17 protein-coding genes and 1 other RNA gene are annotated in these 17,618 nt (G+C 49.1%); 10 read left to right on the top strand and 8 right to left on the bottom strand.

Annotated features, from left to right (window positions below):
- Positions 1 to 23: 23 nt before the first annotated feature.
- Complete coding sequence (paeA, locus tag K4H28_RS13750) at positions 24 to 1,328, top strand: polyamine export protein PaeA (RefSeq protein WP_221005718.1); 1,305 nt, start codon at positions 24 to 26, stop codon at positions 1,326 to 1,328.
- 54 nt (positions 1,329 to 1,382) lie between these two features.
- Here paeA and K4H28_RS13745 read toward each other — a convergent pair whose 3' ends face one another.
- From K4H28_RS13745 to K4H28_RS13730, 4 genes are all read right to left on the bottom strand, one after another.
- Entirely contained in the window at positions 1,383 to 2,567 is a 1,185-nt protein-coding gene (locus K4H28_RS13745) for a PilT/PilU family type 4a pilus ATPase (RefSeq protein WP_221005717.1), read from the bottom strand.
- A 73-nt stretch (positions 2,568 to 2,640) separates the two neighbouring features.
- Positions 2,641 to 2,982, bottom strand: coding sequence for an antibiotic biosynthesis monooxygenase family protein (locus K4H28_RS13740; RefSeq protein WP_221005716.1), 342 nt, complete (start codon positions 2,980 to 2,982; stop codon positions 2,641 to 2,643).
- A gap of 71 nt (positions 2,983 to 3,053) precedes the next feature.
- Positions 3,054 to 4,934, bottom strand: coding sequence for a DEAD/DEAH box helicase (locus K4H28_RS13735; RefSeq protein WP_221005715.1), 1,881 nt, complete (start codon positions 4,932 to 4,934; stop codon positions 3,054 to 3,056).
- Positions 4,935 to 5,225: 291 nt separating this feature from the next.
- Positions 5,226 to 6,479: an Hsp70 family protein gene (locus tag K4H28_RS13730; protein WP_221005714.1), complete on the bottom strand. Its 1,254-nt coding sequence runs from the start codon at positions 6,477 to 6,479 to the stop codon at positions 5,226 to 5,228.
- Positions 6,480 to 6,678: 199 nt separating this feature from the next.
- On the opposite strand from K4H28_RS13730, the gene K4H28_RS13725 reads away from it, so the two are divergent.
- The 3 genes from K4H28_RS13725 to K4H28_RS13715 all read left to right on the top strand — a co-directional run bounded on the left by K4H28_RS13725 (position 6,679) and on the right by K4H28_RS13715 (position 8,039).
- On the top strand, positions 6,679 to 7,359 hold the full coding sequence (locus K4H28_RS13725; RefSeq protein WP_221005713.1) for a metallophosphoesterase family protein: 681 nt from the start codon (positions 6,679 to 6,681) through the stop codon (positions 7,357 to 7,359).
- A gap of 205 nt (positions 7,360 to 7,564) precedes the next feature.
- Positions 7,565 to 7,717 carry a hypothetical protein gene (locus K4H28_RS13720; RefSeq protein ID WP_221005712.1) on the top strand — a complete coding sequence of 51 codons (153 nt, stop codon included), beginning with the start codon at positions 7,565 to 7,567 and terminating at the stop codon, positions 7,715 to 7,717.
- Positions 7,718 to 7,874: 157 nt separating this feature from the next.
- Positions 7,875 to 8,039: a hypothetical protein gene (locus K4H28_RS13715; protein WP_221005711.1), complete on the top strand. Its 165-nt coding sequence runs from the start codon at positions 7,875 to 7,877 to the stop codon at positions 8,037 to 8,039.
- A gap of 6 nt (positions 8,040 to 8,045) precedes the next feature.
- Here the strand turns inward: K4H28_RS13715 and rnpB are convergent.
- Positions 8,046 to 8,475, bottom strand: an RNA gene (rnpB, locus tag K4H28_RS13710) — RNase P RNA component class A.
- 321 nt (positions 8,476 to 8,796) lie between these two features.
- On the opposite strand from rnpB, the gene K4H28_RS13705 reads away from it, so the two are divergent.
- Together K4H28_RS13705 and K4H28_RS13700 are read left to right on the top strand one after the other, a co-directional pair.
- The gene (locus K4H28_RS13705; RefSeq protein WP_221005710.1) at positions 8,797 to 9,606 is read left to right on the top strand and encodes a substrate-binding periplasmic protein; all 810 of its coding nucleotides are present in this window, start codon (positions 8,797 to 8,799) and stop codon (positions 9,604 to 9,606) included.
- Between the two features lie 152 nt (positions 9,607 to 9,758).
- Complete coding sequence (locus tag K4H28_RS13700; RefSeq protein ID WP_221005709.1) at positions 9,759 to 11,291, top strand: sensor histidine kinase; 1,533 nt, start codon at positions 9,759 to 9,761, stop codon at positions 11,289 to 11,291.
- 12 nt (positions 11,292 to 11,303) lie between these two features.
- On the opposite strand, the gene K4H28_RS13695 is transcribed toward K4H28_RS13700, so the two are convergent.
- Positions 11,304 to 12,086 (bottom strand): ferritin-like domain-containing protein, encoded by a 783-nt coding sequence (locus tag K4H28_RS13695; protein ID WP_255573540.1) that lies wholly within the window; start codon positions 12,084 to 12,086, stop codon positions 11,304 to 11,306.
- A gap of 325 nt (positions 12,087 to 12,411) precedes the next feature.
- Between K4H28_RS13695 and K4H28_RS13690 the strand changes: the two genes are divergently transcribed.
- Together K4H28_RS13690 and K4H28_RS13685 are read left to right on the top strand one after the other, a co-directional pair.
- The gene (locus K4H28_RS13690) at positions 12,412 to 13,428 is read left to right on the top strand and encodes a sensor domain-containing diguanylate cyclase (RefSeq protein WP_221005707.1); all 1,017 of its coding nucleotides are present in this window, start codon (positions 12,412 to 12,414) and stop codon (positions 13,426 to 13,428) included.
- A gap of 296 nt (positions 13,429 to 13,724) precedes the next feature.
- A complete protein-coding gene (locus K4H28_RS13685) occupies positions 13,725 to 14,417 on the top strand; it encodes an SIR2 family NAD-dependent protein deacylase (RefSeq protein ID WP_221005706.1) in 693 nt (230 codons plus the stop codon).
- A gap of 197 nt (positions 14,418 to 14,614) precedes the next feature.
- Here K4H28_RS13685 and K4H28_RS13680 read toward each other — a convergent pair whose 3' ends face one another.
- Together K4H28_RS13680 and K4H28_RS13675 are read right to left on the bottom strand one after the other, a co-directional pair.
- The gene (locus K4H28_RS13680; protein WP_221005705.1) at positions 14,615 to 15,109 is read right to left on the bottom strand and encodes a GNAT family N-acetyltransferase; all 495 of its coding nucleotides are present in this window, start codon (positions 15,107 to 15,109) and stop codon (positions 14,615 to 14,617) included.
- Between the two features lie 96 nt (positions 15,110 to 15,205).
- Entirely contained in the window at positions 15,206 to 15,466 is a 261-nt protein-coding gene (locus tag K4H28_RS13675) for an accessory factor UbiK family protein (protein WP_221005704.1), read from the bottom strand.
- 242 nt (positions 15,467 to 15,708) lie between these two features.
- Between K4H28_RS13675 and glnK the strand changes: the two genes are divergently transcribed.
- Both glnK and amt read left to right on the top strand, forming a co-directional pair.
- Positions 15,709 to 16,047, top strand: coding sequence for a P-II family nitrogen regulator (gene glnK / locus K4H28_RS13670; protein ID WP_221005703.1), 339 nt, complete (start codon positions 15,709 to 15,711; stop codon positions 16,045 to 16,047).
- Between the two features lie 19 nt (positions 16,048 to 16,066).
- On the top strand, positions 16,067 to 17,581 hold the full coding sequence (gene amt, locus K4H28_RS13665; RefSeq protein WP_221005702.1) for an ammonium transporter: 1,515 nt from the start codon (positions 16,067 to 16,069) through the stop codon (positions 17,579 to 17,581).
- Positions 17,582 to 17,618: the final 37 nt, after the last annotated feature.

Below are 17,618 nucleotides of genomic sequence, written 5' to 3'. Positions count from 1 at the left end.
AGTATTTCAATGGATTATCCCGCATGAACTTACTCAGTAGCACGCTGCTCATTGCCCTACTGATCGCAATCAGCGCTTTTTTATCAATTTCTGAAATCTCACTCGCAGCCAGTCGTAAGCTCAAATTGGAGCAAATGCGCGACGAAGGTGATGCGCGAGCTGATTTAGTGCTTGGCTTGCAAGCTCAACCCGGTCATTTCTTTACCGCCGTACAGATTGGTGTGAATGCCGTTGCAATTTTGGCTGGTGTATTGGGTGAAAGTGTTTATTCGCAAGCATTGTCACAGTTTTTATCTCGTTTTGTTGACGCAGGAACCGCAGAAAGCTTGGGTTCGATGGGTGCATTTATTGGCGTGACCGCAGCCTTTATTCTGATTGCAGACCTAATTCCTAAACGCATCGGCATGGCCGCATCTGAATCTGTCGCGGTGATGATCGTGCGGCCTATTCTGTTTTGCGTCACTTGCCTTAAACCCTTGGTGTGGGTTTTTAATGGCATCGCCAATCTGGTCATTGATCGGCTTGGTCTACCTGCGGCACGGCTCAACGACATCACGACAGAAGATATTTTGGCCTTGGCCAACGCAGGTGCTTTGGCCGGTGTGGTGGCAAAGCAAGAGCATCAGTTAATTGAAAATGTGTTTGAACTCGAAGAGCGCACCGCGCCGTCGAGCATGACTGCGCGTGAAAATATTGTTTGGATTGATCGACTCGAAAGTGATGAGCTCATCAAAAACAAAATCCTCGCCAATCCACATGCCAAATTTCCCGTCTGTATGGGCAATATTGATCAAGTGATTGGATATGTTGATTCGCAAGATATTTTGAGCAATGTTCTGCGGGGGGAGAGCATTTCACTGCGTGGCGATGGCTTGCTACGCAATGCGCTAATTTTGCCTGAATCACTAACCTTGGCCGAAATTATGGCGCACTTTAAAGCGGCACGCGAAGACTTTGCGCTCATCATCAATGAATATGCGCTGGTGGTTGGCCTGATTACTATGAATGACATCACCGGCATGCTGATGGGCGATCAATACATCGCACCGGATGAAGAGCAAATCGTGCAGCGCGATGCGAATTCTTGGTTGGTCGATGGCATTACCGCGATTGGTGATCTAGAGCGCGTCTTGCAAATTGATACTTTTCCCGACGACGATCAATACGAAACCATCGCGGGATTTATGATGTATGTACTGCGCAAAGTGCCAAAGCGTACCGATTGCGTGATTCATGCAGGATTTAAATTTGAAGTGGTCGATATTGATCATTACAAAATCGATCAACTCTTGGTGACACGCGTCGATCATTCAGCGCCCAGTATCTGATAAACAGCGGCGAAGCTTAGAGATAGTTATCGAGCGGCCGCTTTTCTAAAAACATCACTTATTTTTTTCTACAGCCTCTTCTTCCACTTCCGGCTCGGCATGCGCTTCGAGGGAGAGGTGATCAAGCCCGCTGCTGTGTTCTTCTTTGCGGTGATGTTGGCTGTTGAGCTTAATATTTAGGCGCAGTTCATTCAGCGAATCGGCATTCTTTAGTGCTTCTTCCATGCCGATTTTTCCTGCTTCGTAGAGGTCAAACAGCGCCATATCGAAGGTTTGCATGCCCAGCTCTTTGGATTTGGCCATCACCGATTTGATGCCGCCGACGTCGCCTTTGAAAATCAAATCGGCCACCAGCGGTGTATTGAGCAGAATTTCAATCGCGGCGCTGCGGCCCTTGCCGTCGGGCGTCGGCACGAGGCGCTGCGAGATGATGCCGCGCATATTCATCGACAAATCCATATAGAGCTGAGGATGGCGCTCTTCGGGGAAGAAATTGACGATGCGTTCCAGCGCTTGATTCGAGCTATTGGCGTGCAGCGTGCCCATGCAAAGATGGCCGGTTTCGGCGAAATTCATCGCATATTCCATCGTTTCTCTATCCCGTATCTCGCCAATCAAAATCACATCGGGCGCCTGGCGTAGCGTGTTTTTCAGCGCGGCAAACCAGCCCTTGGTATCGCGGCCGACTTCGCGGTGCGTAACAAGGCAATTCTTGTTTTTGTGTACGTATTCAATCGGATCTTCGATGGTGATGATATGGCCGTGGCTGTGCTCGTTGCGGTAATCGAGCATCGCGGCCATCGTCGTCGATTTGCCTGAGCCGGTACCGCCGACCAGCAGTACGAGGCCACGTTTTTGCATCATTACTTCTTTCAGGATTTTCGGTAGGCCCATTTCATCGAAATTCGGAATCTTGCTGGTGATCGTGCGCAGCACCATGCCGACTTTTTCTTGCTGCATAAACACATTCACGCGAAATCGACCAATACCTTCGGGGCTGATCGCAAAGTTGGCTTCAAATTCGTTTTCGAATTCAGCCTGCTGATCGGGGCGCATAATGCTGTAGGCCAGCGCCTTGCTGGCAGTGCCATTGAGTTTTTGTGAGCCGACGGGCGTCATTTTGCCGTTGATTTTCATCGCAGGCGGGAAGTCATCGGCGATGAATAAGTCAGACGCTTTGTGCTGAATCATCATTTTCAGCAAGTCGTTCATCGTTTTATTGGCTTGTTCGGGGCTCATGGCGCTTCGCTCGTGATGGTCAAATGCAGACTTTTATATAGATGAAATTACCGCGACTTGCAGTATTCGAACATCAAGATACATCGGCAGCACTGCTAGATTTGCTAAGTAAATGTCCCAGTTGATCGTCGCCATAGGTTTTAATCACTTGCGAAATAATCACTTGATAACCGCTCAGCCACTGGCTGTAGCGTTGTTTAGCTTCGATATGCTTTGGATGGGCGATTAATTCGCGCAGGCCAATTTCGGACTCCCAATAATAAATATTGGCGATGCGGCCTGTTTTGGCGTCTTCCCAGGCTTCTTCGCCCAGATAGCCTGTGGATTCTTTGGCAGCATTCGCGATAAGCGCGTCGAGGGTGTGAAATTCTTCGTCTAATTCTTTTGTGGTAAAAATAAAAGTGGCGGAGTACATTTATTCATCCAGTATGTAAATAGAGGCCATATAAAATATGGCCTCTATGGTTATACGCTAATTAATATTTCTTACTCGCCGCGACGTTTACTGCCGCTGCCACCCAAAAGTGCTGCAGTCGGGCGGCTGCTTGATGGACGGCCACTGCGATTTTGTTGCGGACGATCACCACGTGGTGCGCCAAAGCCATCGCTGGCATTGCGTGTTGAGCCCGTACCTGGGCCGCCGTTACGGCCGCCACCTTGGTAGCCGCGCGTTTGACCTTGACCGCTACGACCGCTGCGCATGAGTTCACCTGGCAAGGTGTTGGCATTGCTCATTGGTTGTTGTTCATCGTAATTGATGCGCTCGCGGCGCGGTGCCGCAGGCGCTGCCAATACCGAGTCATTACGTGGTGCATTGCGTGGATTGCTGCTGCGCGGTGCGCCATCGTTGCGTGGGCGACGGTTATCACCACCTTCTGGGCGAGGGCGGCGTGCTTCAGCCGCTACGCCTTCAGGACGCTCTGCGCGTGGACGGCGATTGTCGCCATCCGTGCGCGGGCGGCGTTGCTCGCCTGTACCTTCTGGGCGTGGTCGACGTTGTTCGGTTTCGCCTTCGATACGTGGGCGACGTTCAGCACGAACTTCGCTTTTTGCTGCTGATTGCGCCGCCGCAGTTTCTGCCAACGCTTTGCTGCGTGCGCCGTTTAAGCGTGCGCCACCCGCAACGGCTTGACCACGCGGTGCACGTGGATTGCGGTTTGGATCGCGCGGTGGGCGATCACGACCCAAGCCACCACGTAGAATCGGTTCCGGTTTAACACGTAAATCGGCTTCGAAACCTTCGAGGCAGAATTTTGGAATGTCTTGTTTGGTAATGCGTTCGATTTCTGCGAGTAATTTCAGCTCATCAACGCAGACCAGTGAAACTGCTTCACCCGTGCAACCTGCGCGGCCAGTGCGGCCAATGCGGTGAACGTAATCTTCGGCCACGTTCGGCAATTCAAAGTTCACCACGTGTGGCAACTCTTCGATATCCAATCCACGTGCGGCGATGTCGGTCGCAACCAAAACTTGTAACTCGCCAGACTTGAACTGAGCCAAAGCGGCAGTACGCGCGTTTTGGCTTTTATTGCCGTGAATCGCCATTGCGGTAATGCCAGCGGCGTTGAGTTTTTCGGCAACTTTATTACACGCATGTTTGGTGCGCATAAACACTAAAACTTGGTGCCAATTGCCGTCTTGAATCAAGCGCGTTAGCAACGGCAATTTTTTATCGCGGTCAACCAAATGCACGCGTTGGCTAATCAGTTCATTGGTGGTGTTGCGGCGAGCCACTTCGACTAAGCCTGGGTTTTTTAGCAGCTTGTCAGCGAGTTCTTTGATTTCATCTGAGAACGTGGCTGAGAACAGCAGCGTTTGACGCTCTTTCGGGAAAATCGCCATCAATTTTTTGATGTCGTGGATGAAACCCATATCGAGCATACGGTCAGCTTCGTCGAGCACCAGAATTTCGATGCCAGACAAATCCACTGAGCGTTGTCCAACCAAGTCGAGCAAACGGCCTGGCGTTGCGACCAAAATATCCAGCGGATTGCGCAGGCGAGTTTGTTGTGGGCGAATATTCACGCCACCAAACACCACCATGGAGCTGATTTTGACGTACTTAGAATAGGTTTGAACTGATTCTTCAACCTGAGCGGCAAGTTCACGCGTCGGGGTGAGGATCAAAACACGGGGACGGCCTTTGCTTTCTAGTGGTTCTTTGGCGAGCAAAAGTTGCAAAATAGGTAAAGTGAAACCGGCAGTTTTACCGGTGCCCGTTTGGGCTGCGGCCAATAAGTCGCCACCTTGGATAACCAGTGGAATTGCTTGGGCTTGAATCGGAGTGGGTACGGTATAGCCAGTATCGGCAACAGCACGCAAAAGTGGTTCGGCCAGCCCTAGGCTAGCAAAATTAAGTTCAGACATTCTTTATTCCTGCTGCGGCCTGTCGCAAGGTGCGACACCAATCTAGGGCAGGTGGGGGTGTGTTGGATAGGTGGCTTGCGCGGTTCGAACAGTGTGAAGAACTTGGGCAAGCAACGCGCCGATTGGTAGGGCGCGATCAAGAGCGAAGTGTACCTTGGTTTTGGTTTTTTACCAATGCAATCTGTTAAACGGCGTGAATGGCAGGCGGTGTTGAGCCTGCCATCGTATGCCGATCAAGGGGGATTAATGGGTATTTCTCGCTAGGTGTTTTCTGGCAATGGCTAGCGCTAATTACCCGTAGCGCTGTTGCGCCACGACGGCCAGTCCGCAGCCCACACTGCCAAAGTGATCGCCTTCTACCGCGCGCGCTGCGGGAAATTGTGCGGCGAGTGCCGCGCGCAGCGCCGGTACGGCAGATGAACCGCCAGTAAAAAACAGCGTGTCAATTTGGCTGGCAGCAATACCCGCTTGCGTGAGCGTGGCTTCGGCGGCAGTACAAATTCGCGCGGTTTCTTGCGCTATCGCTTCTTCAAATTGGTGACGTTCGATTTGGGCTACGAGGCCTTTCTCGGCTTCGACCAAATCGAGCGCGAATTGCGCGCCTTCCGAGAGGGCAATTTTGGCCTCTTCGACGCGCATTGCTAAATGGTGGCCAGCTTGGCTGCGAATGACATTCAGCAGACGTTCAAAACGCACATTATCGATGACGTCACGCGAGATATCTTGGAAGCTGCGCCACATCTTGCGGGTGTAGGCAAAGTTGATCGTGTGCCAAGTGGCAAGATGGAAAAACACGCTATTGGGTAGTTCTGCGTTATTCACAAGACGCGAGCCCATGCCTAGCTCAGGCATCACGCAGGCGAGCGAGAGGCGTTTATCAAAATCAGTACCCCCGATATGTACACCGCCACTGGCCAATAAATCAGATGATCGGTCAGCAATACCCCGTCTTTTTGGCGATAGGCGCACTAATGAGAAATCGGATGTACCACCACCAATGTCAATGACGAGGACGAGTTCTTCCCGCTCAATCCGTTGCTCGTAATCATGCGCTGCTGCGATGGGCTCAAATTGAAAACTGACTTCTTTAAAGCCCAACCCCGCCGCGATTTCAGCCAGTGTCGCTTCGGCTGCGGCATCTGCCGCATCATCGTCGTCGACAAAACGCACTGGGCGACCGAGTACGACTGCGTCAAATTGCTGGCCTGCGGATTGTTCGGCACGGGTTTTGACTTCGCCGATCAATTGGCCGATGAGGTTTTTGAATGACAAATGTCGACCGCCAATTTCGGTGCCGGCATCCATCAAACTGCTGCCCAGCAAGCTTTTCATCGAGCGCATCAAGCGGCCTTCATAGCCTTCCAAATACTCTGCCAACGCCGCGCGGCCATAGGCCCAGCGTTCTTCTTCGTGATTGTAAAAGACGGCAGAAGGTAAGGTGAGTTTTTGGTCTTCAAGGGCTAATAAAATCGCCCCATCTGGGCGTACAATACCGGCCGTTGAATTGGAAGTACCGAAGTCGATGCCGCAGGCAGAATAAGTCATGTTGGTGCAGTTTGAGCCTGTAAGGGGGTCGTTAGCGTACGCTGCCTAGCCGCTAGCGTCAAACACGCTTGCTGAATGGCTGGCGCAAACTACCTAGAATGCTTTAATCTACGGGTAGTAGGAATGATTCTTATACTAAAGCGATTACAAACTCGCATTCAGATTACAAAACAGGCATTGCAAACAGGCGAGTCAGGCGATGATTTTTTTCTGTGGGGACGTCCACGGCCAATTTGGGCATATTATTACGGCGGTGAAACAACACCGGCCGGATGCCGTTGTGCTGCTCGGCGATTTACAAGCCCCGCAACCGCTTGAGACTGTGCTGGCGGAAATCCTCGATTTAACCGAAGTCTGGTACATCCACGGCAATCATGATACTGACGGCACGCGTGATTATTGCAATCTGTGGGATTCGGGCATGAGCGACCGCAATCTGCATGGCCGTGTGGTTGAAATTGCCGGAGTGCGTGTCGCTGGCCTTGGTGGCATTTTCCGTGGCCACATCTGGATGCCGCCTGCCCATCCTATTTATTCTAGTCCCGAGCATTATCTACAGCACTGCGGCAAAGCCAATCAGTGGCGCGGTGGTTTGCCACGTAAACAGCGCAGCAGCATCTTTTATGTCGATTACCAAGCCTTAACGCATGAAAGAGCTGACGTACTCGTTACCCACGAAGCACCAAGCTGCCACCCCTGGGGCTTCTCGGCGCTGGATCGCTTGGGCCAAGCGCTGCACATCAAAAAGAGTTTTCACGGACATCAGCACGATAGTCTTGATTATCGCGACCACGATGCGCGGTTGGGCTTTCAAGCTTACGGCGTCGCGTTGCGCGCCATTATGGATGAAAACGGTAATCACATCGTCGTGGGCGAATAAGCGCTTGGATCTGTTGACGTTGAGTTAGCGCCCTTCAGCCACTGACAATCACGCTTCAATTCTAATTTCGTTGCTTTGACATCCAATTGCAATCCTCTTGGTGGATAATCCGCGCTTGTTAAAAATACCAAGCCGTAAAAAGTACCCATTTATTTTCCTGTTGAAAAGGCAAACTAGGCGGACTTATTGCAATGGAATAGAAAAAATGATGTCGGATGAAATACTGCGCTTTATGGCAGAGCAACTCGATGCAGGGCAAAGCCTGCCAGAAGCGATTTTGGCTGTTGAGCAAAAATTCAAAGTGAATTCAAAAGAGGTGTATCGCTCGCTAGCCTATTTTGAACGACGCACGCATTGATATACCTGCTTGGTCGCCAAGAGGTTCATCCAATTTGTTACGCGTCGTTTGTTTAGGTAATTTGGCAGATTCACGTTGTTGAGCAGTAAAAATACCGACCTTGACGGTGAATTCAATTGCAAAATCAATGGCATCCACAGAACTTAATGGGGCTGCTATGAATCAAGTGATATTGGAATTTATCAATCAACATCTCGCCGAAGGCCAAACGCTGAATCAGGCGATTTCTGCTGCCGAGTTGAAATTTAGCCTCAGCGCCACTTTGGTATGCTTGTCAATTGTCTTGGCACAATCGCAGCAAGCTGGGCTTGCAGTAATCTAAAATGAGGGGCGAAGCGGGCCGATAAGCCGGGTCCTGTCCAGATGTTGCCATCCGTGACCATCATTCCTCTAGGCGCGCCATTACTGACGTGCTCAAGCAACCTACCCGTAGACTCAGCGAGCCGCTTCAACGCCTACTGCTTGGTCTTGCTCCGAATGGGGTTTACCCTGCCAGCGACTGTTACCAGCGCCGCGGTGCGCTCTTACCGACCCCTTGCGGGGCTCCTCTGACGAGGACACCTTTTCACCCTTACCGCTTCACCAGTCCCTGTGGTTTCATCCCACAGTTCAACCCGATGAAGTGGCGGTTCAGCTCTCTGTTGCACTTTCCGTCGGCTCACGCCGCCTGGCCGTTAGCCAGCATTCTGCTCTATGGAGCCCGGACTTTCCTCCCCCGCCAGCATTACACTGGCAGCAGCGATGGTCTGTCCCGCTTCGCGGTGGCGATTATCACCGCAATGGGAGACTGGGGCAAGCGAAGATACTTGAGCGGTCGTGGATGAGTTCAATAAACACTGCATCAAATGGCTCACTATCTCCTTTTTCAGGACTAGCGGCCTTTTGCAATTGAGCCGTGTGTGAATTGTTGCTCCTTCACAGACTCAATGAATGTCATTGCTTCTGCCCCAAGGCCTATTTCTTGTCGCACCATATTGATTTATTGGCTTTTTTCTCCGAATGAATGCGTGATTGCCTATTAAAAAATAACGATGTGGACTAGGCTGAAATCCGATAAGTGATAAGTAAGGAGTTTGCCCATGCCCCACTTCACAAACCATTTTTCAGCTCTAGGTATGCAAATTTTTGGCACGTGTGCTTTAGTGCTGTTTAGCCATGCAGTTCAAGCAGAGGCCTGTAAAGCAATGATTGCGAGTGGCAATCCAGAATACACGCCGTATTTATGGCGAGATCCCGGCAATGAGGGGAAGTTGATCGGTGCGAATGCCGATTTTATTCAATTGCTGGCCAAAGAAATCGGCATTCCGATTGAGGTTAAATATGTAGGGCCTTGGTCCCGAGTGCAAGAGGAAGCCAAAAGTGGCCGCATAGATTTAATTGCCGGCGCATTTTTTACTCAGCCTAGACTGGAATACATGGATTATTTTTATCCTGCGTTTCGAGGCACACGCTCGGTTATTTGGACTAACCCCGTCAAAAATTTCCCCTACAAAGAATGGAGTGATTTGCGTGGTCGGCGTGGACTGACGGTGATTAATAATAGCTTTGGCGATGAATTTGATCGTTACGCCAAAAAATCACTTGAAGTAGCCACCGTACCGAGCTTGGAACAGGCGCTAAAAATGCTCACCTTGTCGCGGGCCGATTATGTCATTTATGAAGAAGCCCCAGGTTTGGCGTATGCCGCGAAACTGAATATCACTGGTTTGGTGACGGCACCTATTGCGATCAGTAGTGAAAATCTCTACCTCACCATGTCGCATAAATCCGCGTGCAATACCGGTGAAATTCGTGGGCGTATTGCTAAAGCTGTTTTTAAACTGAATAAAGACAATGTGATGAATCAATTAGTCGAAACCAATATTCAGCGCTGGCGTAAACAAGAGTGAGCGATGCTAAGCACCTGATTGGCATCGTGGTATTGATAGGATGCATTGTTGGTGATGGTGCTTATGCCTCTGCACGTCAATGCTGAGTTTCAATAGAGACATAAGCGATGTGCGATCAAAACATTACGTGCAGCTGAATTGGGGTGCGCTTCATGAAACGTATGAACCTGAGGCAAATGACTTTGTATTCCGTCATCCTTGGCATCGTCGCTCCCGCTATTTTCATAAGTTATTACCTATTTATCGATCGCTACAACCGAGAGCTGGACCAGCGTGTGCGTACACAAATGCATAGCTATGTCATTTTATTGGCTAAGTCATCCGCAGTATCGCTTTGGAATGTGGATGGTCCTGTCGCGCAACAATTGGTTGATGCGGTCATGGAAAATCCTGAAGTAATACGGGTAGTTTTGAAAAATGAAAATAAGGCTATTTTTGCCCAAGGTGAAAAACCGGAACGGCGGATCGGTACGATATTGTCTGCAGAGCAGCCGGTCATCTTTTCTGGTGAAACCATAGGGTCGGTAAGTATTGAGGTTACCAGCGACCCCATGGTTCGCAATATTCTTTTGGATTTTCAGAAATTAGCCATCGCTATTTTTCTGCAACTTATCTGCTCGGTGGCCTTGCTGCTGTTTATTTTTGAGCGGCGACTAGTACGTCCTTTATTGGCCTTGCAAGCAAATACCGCCTTGCTCGCCGATGGTATTTTGGATCAGCCGCTGAGCTGGCACAGAGAGGATGAACTTGGCCGACTAGCTTCTAGTCTCGATCAAATGCGAACTAAATTAGCGGTATTAATCGCTGAGCGGGACAAGCTCAATATGGATTTGGAATTACGGGTTGAGGAGCGAACCAATACGCTTAATTTGGCTAATTCTGAATTGAGTCAGGCTTTGGAACAATTGCAATTGAGCCAAAAAGAATTATTGCGGAAAGAAAAATTGGCCTCGCTGGGCGCAATGGTTGCGGGGGTAGCGCATGAGTTGAATACGCCGCTAGGTATTTGTGTAACGGTGATCAGCACTCTTAGGGAGAAAGTTGATGAAATTAATGCCGAAATGGCGCAAGGGCTGAAAAAATCGAGCATGGTGGCATTTTTGCATGACTTTGAGCAAAGTACCGATATATTGGCGCGCAATGTGAGTCGAGCCGCGGAGTTAGTGACGCGTTTTAAACAAGTCTCTATTGATCGAGCGAGCAGTGTACGACGGCCGTTTTTGTTGCGCGATGTGATTTCCGAGGTGCTGTACGTCAACAGCCCTGAATACCAGAAAAAGCAGCATCGAATTATGGTGGATGTGCCAGATGACATCCTTTTGGAGAGCTATCCGGGTGAGTTAGGGCAAGTGCTAGGAAACCTCGTGGATAACGCGATGTTGCATGGTTTTGATCAGATTGTCGTTGGCGAAATATGGATTCGTGCTCGGCAGCTCGATGCAGAGTGGATAGAACTTCAGGTGCAAGACAGCGGAGCGGGGATTCCTTCCGAATCAATAGATCGAATCTTTGATCCGTTTTTCACCACCAAATTGGGTCGGGGCGGTAGTGGCTTAGGACTGCACATCATCTACAGTATTGTGAGCACCGTCTTGGGTGGTGAGATTCATGTTGCAAGCATCGTTGGGGTTGGCAGTACATTTACCCTGAAATTGCCTCGGCAAGCGCCGTTGGCGCAAGCCTAATTTGCATCAGCGTTAGGATTTTAGTGATTCAATCAATTCCATTTCTTCGGACGTAAATCCGGCTTCTTGCCGCGCAATATGATTGAGCGTGCCGCGAAATACGGGCGCTTCATAATCGCGGAGCAGCGCGACAAAGGTATTAATTGGGTCGAGGCTGCGTTGGGTACAGCACCAGTGATACCAGTAATTACCCATGCGGACATGGCCGATTTCGTCTTGCAGGATGATGTCGAGAATTTTGCAAGCGCGCAAATCGCCAATATTAAAGAGTTTCTGTCGAATCGGTGGCACGGCATCCAAGCCGCGCGCCTCTAAAATGCGTGGCACGAGTGCCATTCTGGCCATTACGTCGCCATCGGTTTTAACCGCCATTTCCCATAAGCTATTGTGGGCAGGAAAATCGCCATAATCAAAACCTAGTGTATTGAGATGCTCACGCAGTAGGCTGAAATGGTAGGCTTCCTCACGTGCAATTTGCAACCAATCGGCATAGTACCGGGCGGGCATTTCACGGAAACGATACAGCGCATCCAGTGCCAAATTTATCGCATTAAATTCGATGTGGGCAAATGCGTGTAACAGGGCTGCACGGTTTTCCGCTTCGCCCAGATTTCTGCGGCGGGGTAGGTCTTTGGGGGCCACCAGTTCGGGCTTGAAGGGGCGACCTGGATTTTCGACTTTAATGATCGGTGTTCTATCATCGGGCTGGCGCTGATTGATGTCGATTGCAGCGAGGTTCGCTATTTTTAAATCAGGGTCAGTTTCAATTAGGGCAGCAAAGGCAGCGGCAAACACGGCAAAGTCCATTCGTAAAAAGCTGATGCAGTATTGCGGTTCGCTTCGAAAGTGGCAAGCGGATTGAGCCATAAAATGGTAAGAAATTCGTGATAAAGTACTTGTTCTATGTCGGCGCAATTGCTTACAAAAAATTAAATTTTACTGTTTTTAATTACATGGTTGGTAATGCATGATTGGTCAGATTGAGAGTTCATTCTTAAATATTTAATTTCTGCTGCAGAAATGATTTAAAGATTGACGCTTGTATTTCTGCGTGAAAAACTATTAATTCGTTTTTCTTCACTGTCTGAGTGAAGACTCTACTTTTGCTAGGCTAAGCGCAATGATCTCATCTGATCTGCTGCAAGCATTATTTGATATTTCCCCTGCTGGCATTGCGATTGCTGATGAGCAAGGTCGATATCTACAAGTGAATGATTCGTATTGCTGTTTGTTTGGCTATTCACGAGCGGAATTGATTGGAAATACCTTTGGCTTAATTTTGGCTGAGCAAGATAAATCGCTTGAAGCCATGATTTTGAATCTTGCATTAACTCAAGATCAATCATCACCTACTGAGTGGCAAGTGCAACACAAAAGCGGCCGAACTTTATTTGTTCACTCGTCGTTTAAAACCTTTATCTATCCAGATGGCTGCGCAAAAATTATCACTGTATTGAGCGATGTATCCGCCATGGTGTGCACGCTCAATACGCTGCAAGATCAAGAAGCCAAGTTGATAAAAACCAATGAGTCTTTAGAGCAAATAGTTTCTCGGCGCACCATTGAACTGGAGCGCGCCAATGATGAGTTGGCTAGGCTGGCAACGCAAGACTCCTTGACCGCTACGTTGAATCGCCGCGCTTTTGAATTTGAGGCAGCCAAAATTATTTATGCGGCGGATCGCTATGATCGACCTGCTTCATTTATGTTTTTAGATATTGATTATTTTAAGGCGATTAATGATCAATACGGTCATGCCGTTGGCGATATGGTGCTTAAAAAATTGGCGCTGAATATTCGTGGCTTGCTGCGTGCATCTGATGTGCTGGCGCGCTGGGGCGGAGAAGAGTTTGTTATTTGCTTGCCCGACACCGCATTAGCCGATGCCATCATGGTGGGTGAAAAAATCCTCGAGGCATGTCGACAACTGAGGCTGACTCATCAGCAATTCACGATCTCCTTGACGATAAGTGGTGGCGTTGTTCAGCGGGCGTGTAATGAGTCATTGGATGAAGTGTTGCAAAATGCCGATGTCTTATTGTATGAGGCCAAACGTACTGGCCGTAATCGCTTGCTCGCCGAAATCGCTAAGCCGCTGTACGCATACAAATCCGAGCTACTTAACTTTCAGATCTGAAGTAGGTTTACCATTGTGTTATTACACTTATGACTTGACCTCGATCGCAAAAAACGGGCCGTTTGGCCTAATCCCGTTTACTTAAGATCTGTTTTGTAGATTTTTTGGATCGGATAGCGTTGCGGAAGTGCCTTGACAGCACGGAGCATACTAGCCCCGTCGTTGCCCCGGCAGCCATAACGCACACAGCCTATCACGCAGATGACGATGCCGCAGCTGAAATTGAAGCTGATGCCGCCCCATAGGTGGCTAACTATTCAGTTTACACTGTCGCGATCAATCAAGAGGGCACAAGCATGATTTACTTCTTTACCGGTGCAGGCATGGCTGCTGATTCGGGATTGCCAACATTTCGTGCGAGTGATGGCCTGTGGGAAAAGCATGATATCAATCTGGTCTGCAATTTCGATCGCTATCGCATCGATACGAATGTCCGTGAGCTAACGCGTGAATTCTATAATGCTCGGAAACTTCAATACGGCGATGCACAACCGCATGCCGGTTACGCCGCTATCGCACAATTACAGCAGAAAACGCCAGTCACGGTCATCACCACCAATATTGATTTGCTCCATGAAAAAGCGGGCACTCAAAATGTCTTGCACCTGCATGGGCAAGTAGATCAAATGTCCTGTGCCGCCTGTTTACATTACTGGCACATTGGCGATGAGACCTTCCAACAAGATGATTGCCCCGCCTGCGGTAGTGGAATCACTAAACCAGGCGTTGTCTTTTTTGGTGAGCCCGCGCCTCAGTACGAAACCCTCTATCAAATTGCTAACGATTTAACTGAGGATGATATTTTTGTCGTCGTTGGCACGAGCCTAAACGTTGTCGATCCGATTCATCTGATTCGCTCGATGCAACGGCTACCTCGCATCGTGATGATCGACCCCATTATTCCAAAATCTGCACGGCAGTATGGTGCAGAGTGTATTACTGCTCCAGCACTGCAAGGTGTTTGTGATTGGATCGCGTCTTTGAAATAAACAAGAAACGACAAGCTAGAAAAGCTAGAGCAATAATAATTAGGTGAGCTAGGGATCAAGCAACGCTTATATTTTTCTTACAAAGAAACTTGAATAAACCAAGCAGGCAGGCTACGCCTGCCACAGTCCGCTACTCTGAACGCATAACGATTAAACAATCACCGATTGTGAATCAACTTGAGTCGCGAGACTTCTGCTCAGCCTAATTTACGCACGAAGTGCAGGTAGCCCATTTCTCGAACGTAACCCATTTTTTGATAAATACGATGGGCGCGGACGTTTTCTGGGCCGGTTTCCATTGTGATCATGCCAATGCCAGCGGCTTGGGCTTCTTTTTCAACTTGAGCGAGCAAGGCTTCGCCGATTTGTTGACCTCGATACGCTGGTTGGACGTAGAGGTCATTGAGTACCCAGCTACGACACAATGAAATGGATGAAAAGCTCGCAAAGACTTGTGCAAAAGCCAAGGTTTCACCTTCGGCATTGCGTGCTAAATAAATCTTTGAGTCTCCGGTCGAAAGTCGCTCAGCCAAAAATGCACGAGCTTCTGGAACGTTGTCTGCGCAGCCATAAAAGAGTCGATACGCATTAAAAAGCGGCGCGAGCGTGTCTAAATCGAGAATACTGGCAAAGCTCAAGTAGAAGGATGAAGCGCTGGCGGCAGGGGATAGTTGATTTTCAGCGACGGACACGAGGATTCTCTTTTGTAGGTGTTTTTCTGTATGTTACAAAAAAACCGAGCGCATAGCTCGGTTTCTATTTGGGGTGTTGCATCCATCGCTTATGGACTAAATCCCATCCTGTGGATTATTCGTTTGCAAACGCATTTCTAAGTCGGCTACACGTGCTTCCATTTGCGTGAGTGTTTCACGTGTTCTTGCTAAGACTTCTTGCTGAATCTCAAATTCTTCACGTGTGACCAAGTCCATTTTATTAAACGCCGTACCCATCATCGCGCGAATGTTTTTTTCGACATCTTTTGCTGGGCTAGCCGCAATGGCTTCAGAAATTTTACTGGCAATATCATCGAAAAATTTATCTTTCAACATGGCCTTCTCCGGTTAGTTTAAATCCTGAATCCAGTTTAGCAGATTCAAATTAAATGCTGGCTAATTCAATCGCACCAAAAGAGTGCGGCCAGTTGTTTTGCTGTTTAAATATTGCGCTGCAACAGTGCTGTCACGAACATGAAGTAGTTTAAAACCTTGATTCGTCATGTATTTACGCTCTGGCACGCTTCCTGCTAAAGATGATTCCATCGTTTCAGTACATCCCGCTAAGGAGTTGCACCATGAAATTCGTTACTGCAATTATCAAGCCATTTAAGCTTGATGAAGTTCGTGAAAGCCTATCTGAGATTGGTGTTCAAGGTTTGACCGTGACCGAGGTAAAAGGTTTCGGCCGTCAAAAGGGCCACACTGAGTTATATCGTGGTGCGGAATACGTGGTTGATTTTCTACCGAAAGTGAAAGTAGAAATCGCGATTGCTGATGAATTGCTTGAGCAAGCAATAGAGGCCATCGAGAAAGCCGCGCATACCGGCAAAATCGGCGACGGCAAGATTTTTGTCTTTGACTTGGCCCACGTGGTTCGGATTCGTACTAGCGAAACCGGCGAAGCCGCCATCTAAGTTTGACTGGAGAGAAAGCATGAAAAAAATAATCAGCTCGCTCGCACTATTAGGTGCGATGTTATTTGCGGCGCCGACCTTTGCCGAAGACGCATCGGCGGTTGCCTCTGCGCCAGTCGCTGAAGCCGTTGTCGCTAGTGAAGCCAAAACCGAGCCGGTTGCAGTGGCCACAGCAAGTGTCGTTGCTTCAGAAGTGGCAGCAGCACCTGCAGCGCCGGTTGTGACGATCAATAAAGGTGACAACACTTGGCTATTTATTGCGACCGCCTTAGTGATTTTGATGTCTATCCCTGGCTTGGCCTTGTTTTACGGCGGTTTGGTTCGCAGCAAAAATATGCTGTCGGTGCTGATGCAAGTGTTTACTGTATTTAGCCTGATTAGTATCTTGTGGGTCGTTTACGGCTATAGCTTGGCATTTACCGAGGGCAACGCTTTCATCGGTTCGTTGTCGAAAGTCTTTCTGGCGGGGGTTACGCCTGATTCGATTGCTGCAACATGGAATAAAGGCATCGGGATTTCTGAATTTATCTACATTGCTTTCCAAGGCGCATTTGCAGCGATTACGTGTGGTTTGATTGTGGGTTCATTTGCGGAACGGATTAAATTTTCTGCGGTGCTGGTGTTCTGCGTCATCTGGTTTACGTTTAGCTACTTGCCACTTGCGCATATGGTTTGGTACTGGGCTGGTCCTGATGCATACACGACTGCAGAAGCGGCCACTGCTGCTACAGCGACTGCAGGTTTCTTGTTCCAAGATGGTGCGTTGGACTTTGCTGGTGGTACGGTCGTACATATTAATGCCGCAGTTGCTGGCCTCGTGGGTTCGTATTTTGTCGGTAAACGCGTTGGCTATGGTCGTGATCCAATGACACCACACAGCTTAACCATGACCATGATTGGTGCTTCATTGCTGTGGTTTGGTTGGTTTGGTTTCAATGCTGGCTCTGCGCTAGAAGCCAATGGTACTGCTGCTTTAGCATTTATCAATACTTGGATTGCACCAGCAGCTGCTGCAATGACTTGGTTGTTGATTGAATGGATGTGGAAAGGTAAACCTTCATTGCTCGGCGCAGCTTCTGGTGCGGTAGCGGGTTTGGTGGTGATTACTCCTGCAGCAGGTTTTGTTGGTGTCGGTGGTGGTTTGGTCATGGGCGTATTGGCAGGTGCTGCTGGCCTATGGGGCGTACATGGTCTGAAACGCTGGTTAGGTGCGGATGATTCCCTTGATGTATTTGGTGTGCATGGCGTGTGTGGTATCTTGGGGGCGATCTTGACCGGCGTGTTTGCTAGTCCAGACTTAGGTGGTACCGGTGTGTGGGATTACGTTGCAAATGGTGTAGCCAGTGGTTATAGCATTGTGACGCAAGTCAAAATCCAAACCATTGGCGTATTAATCACGATTGCATGGTCAGGTGTAGTGGCGATTATTGCGTACAAACTCGTAGATATGACTATCGGCCTGCGTGTGAAAGAAGACGAAGAACGCGAAGGCTTGGATGTCTCAAGCCATGGCGAGAAAGCCTACAATATGTAATTGTTGCGCTGAAAATGACAACGGCCCACTCTGTAAA

The organism is Deefgea tanakiae (assembly GCF_019665765.1).
Taxonomy (GTDB): Bacteria; Pseudomonadota; Gammaproteobacteria; order Burkholderiales; family Chitinibacteraceae; genus Deefgea; species Deefgea tanakiae.
Note: the sequence above shows the minus strand (reverse complement) of the source record. Positions and strands in the feature narration are given on the sequence as shown.

What these genes read in the sequence shown, in the direction of transcription:
- K4H28_RS13740 (WP_221005716.1), bottom strand. Translation starts at nt 2,982, where the DNA reads ATGTACTCCGCCACTTTTATTTTTACCACAAAAGAATTAGACGAAGAA.
- K4H28_RS13705 (WP_221005710.1), top strand. Translation starts at nt 8,797, where the DNA reads ATGCCCCACTTCACAAACCATTTTTCAGCTCTAGGTATGCAAATTTTT.
- K4H28_RS13715 (WP_221005711.1), top strand. Translation starts at nt 7,875, where the DNA reads ATGAATCAAGTGATATTGGAATTTATCAATCAACATCTCGCCGAAGGC.
- glnK (WP_221005703.1), top strand. Translation starts at nt 15,709, where the DNA reads ATGAAATTCGTTACTGCAATTATCAAGCCATTTAAGCTTGATGAAGTT.
- paeA (WP_221005718.1), top strand. Translation starts at nt 24, where the DNA reads ATGAACTTACTCAGTAGCACGCTGCTCATTGCCCTACTGATCGCAATC.
- K4H28_RS13685 (WP_221005706.1), top strand. Translation starts at nt 13,725, where the DNA reads ATGATTTACTTCTTTACCGGTGCAGGCATGGCTGCTGATTCGGGATTG.
- amt (WP_221005702.1), top strand. Translation starts at nt 16,067, where the DNA reads ATGAAAAAAATAATCAGCTCGCTCGCACTATTAGGTGCGATGTTATTT.
- K4H28_RS13720 (WP_221005712.1), top strand. Translation starts at nt 7,565, where the DNA reads ATGATGTCGGATGAAATACTGCGCTTTATGGCAGAGCAACTCGATGCA.
- K4H28_RS13735 (WP_221005715.1), bottom strand. Translation starts at nt 4,934, where the DNA reads ATGTCTGAACTTAATTTTGCTAGCCTAGGGCTGGCCGAACCACTTTTG.
- K4H28_RS13700 (WP_221005709.1), top strand. Translation starts at nt 9,759, where the DNA reads ATGAAACGTATGAACCTGAGGCAAATGACTTTGTATTCCGTCATCCTT.
- K4H28_RS13725 (WP_221005713.1), top strand. Translation starts at nt 6,679, where the DNA reads ATGATTTTTTTCTGTGGGGACGTCCACGGCCAATTTGGGCATATTATT.
- K4H28_RS13745 (WP_221005717.1), bottom strand. Translation starts at nt 2,567, where the DNA reads ATGAGCCCCGAACAAGCCAATAAAACGATGAACGACTTGCTGAAAATG.
- K4H28_RS13675 (WP_221005704.1), bottom strand. Translation starts at nt 15,466, where the DNA reads ATGTTGAAAGATAAATTTTTCGATGATATTGCCAGTAAAATTTCTGAA.
- K4H28_RS13690 (WP_221005707.1), top strand. Translation starts at nt 12,412, where the DNA reads ATGATCTCATCTGATCTGCTGCAAGCATTATTTGATATTTCCCCTGCT.
- K4H28_RS13730 (WP_221005714.1), bottom strand. Translation starts at nt 6,479, where the DNA reads ATGACTTATTCTGCCTGCGGCATCGACTTCGGTACTTCCAATTCAACG.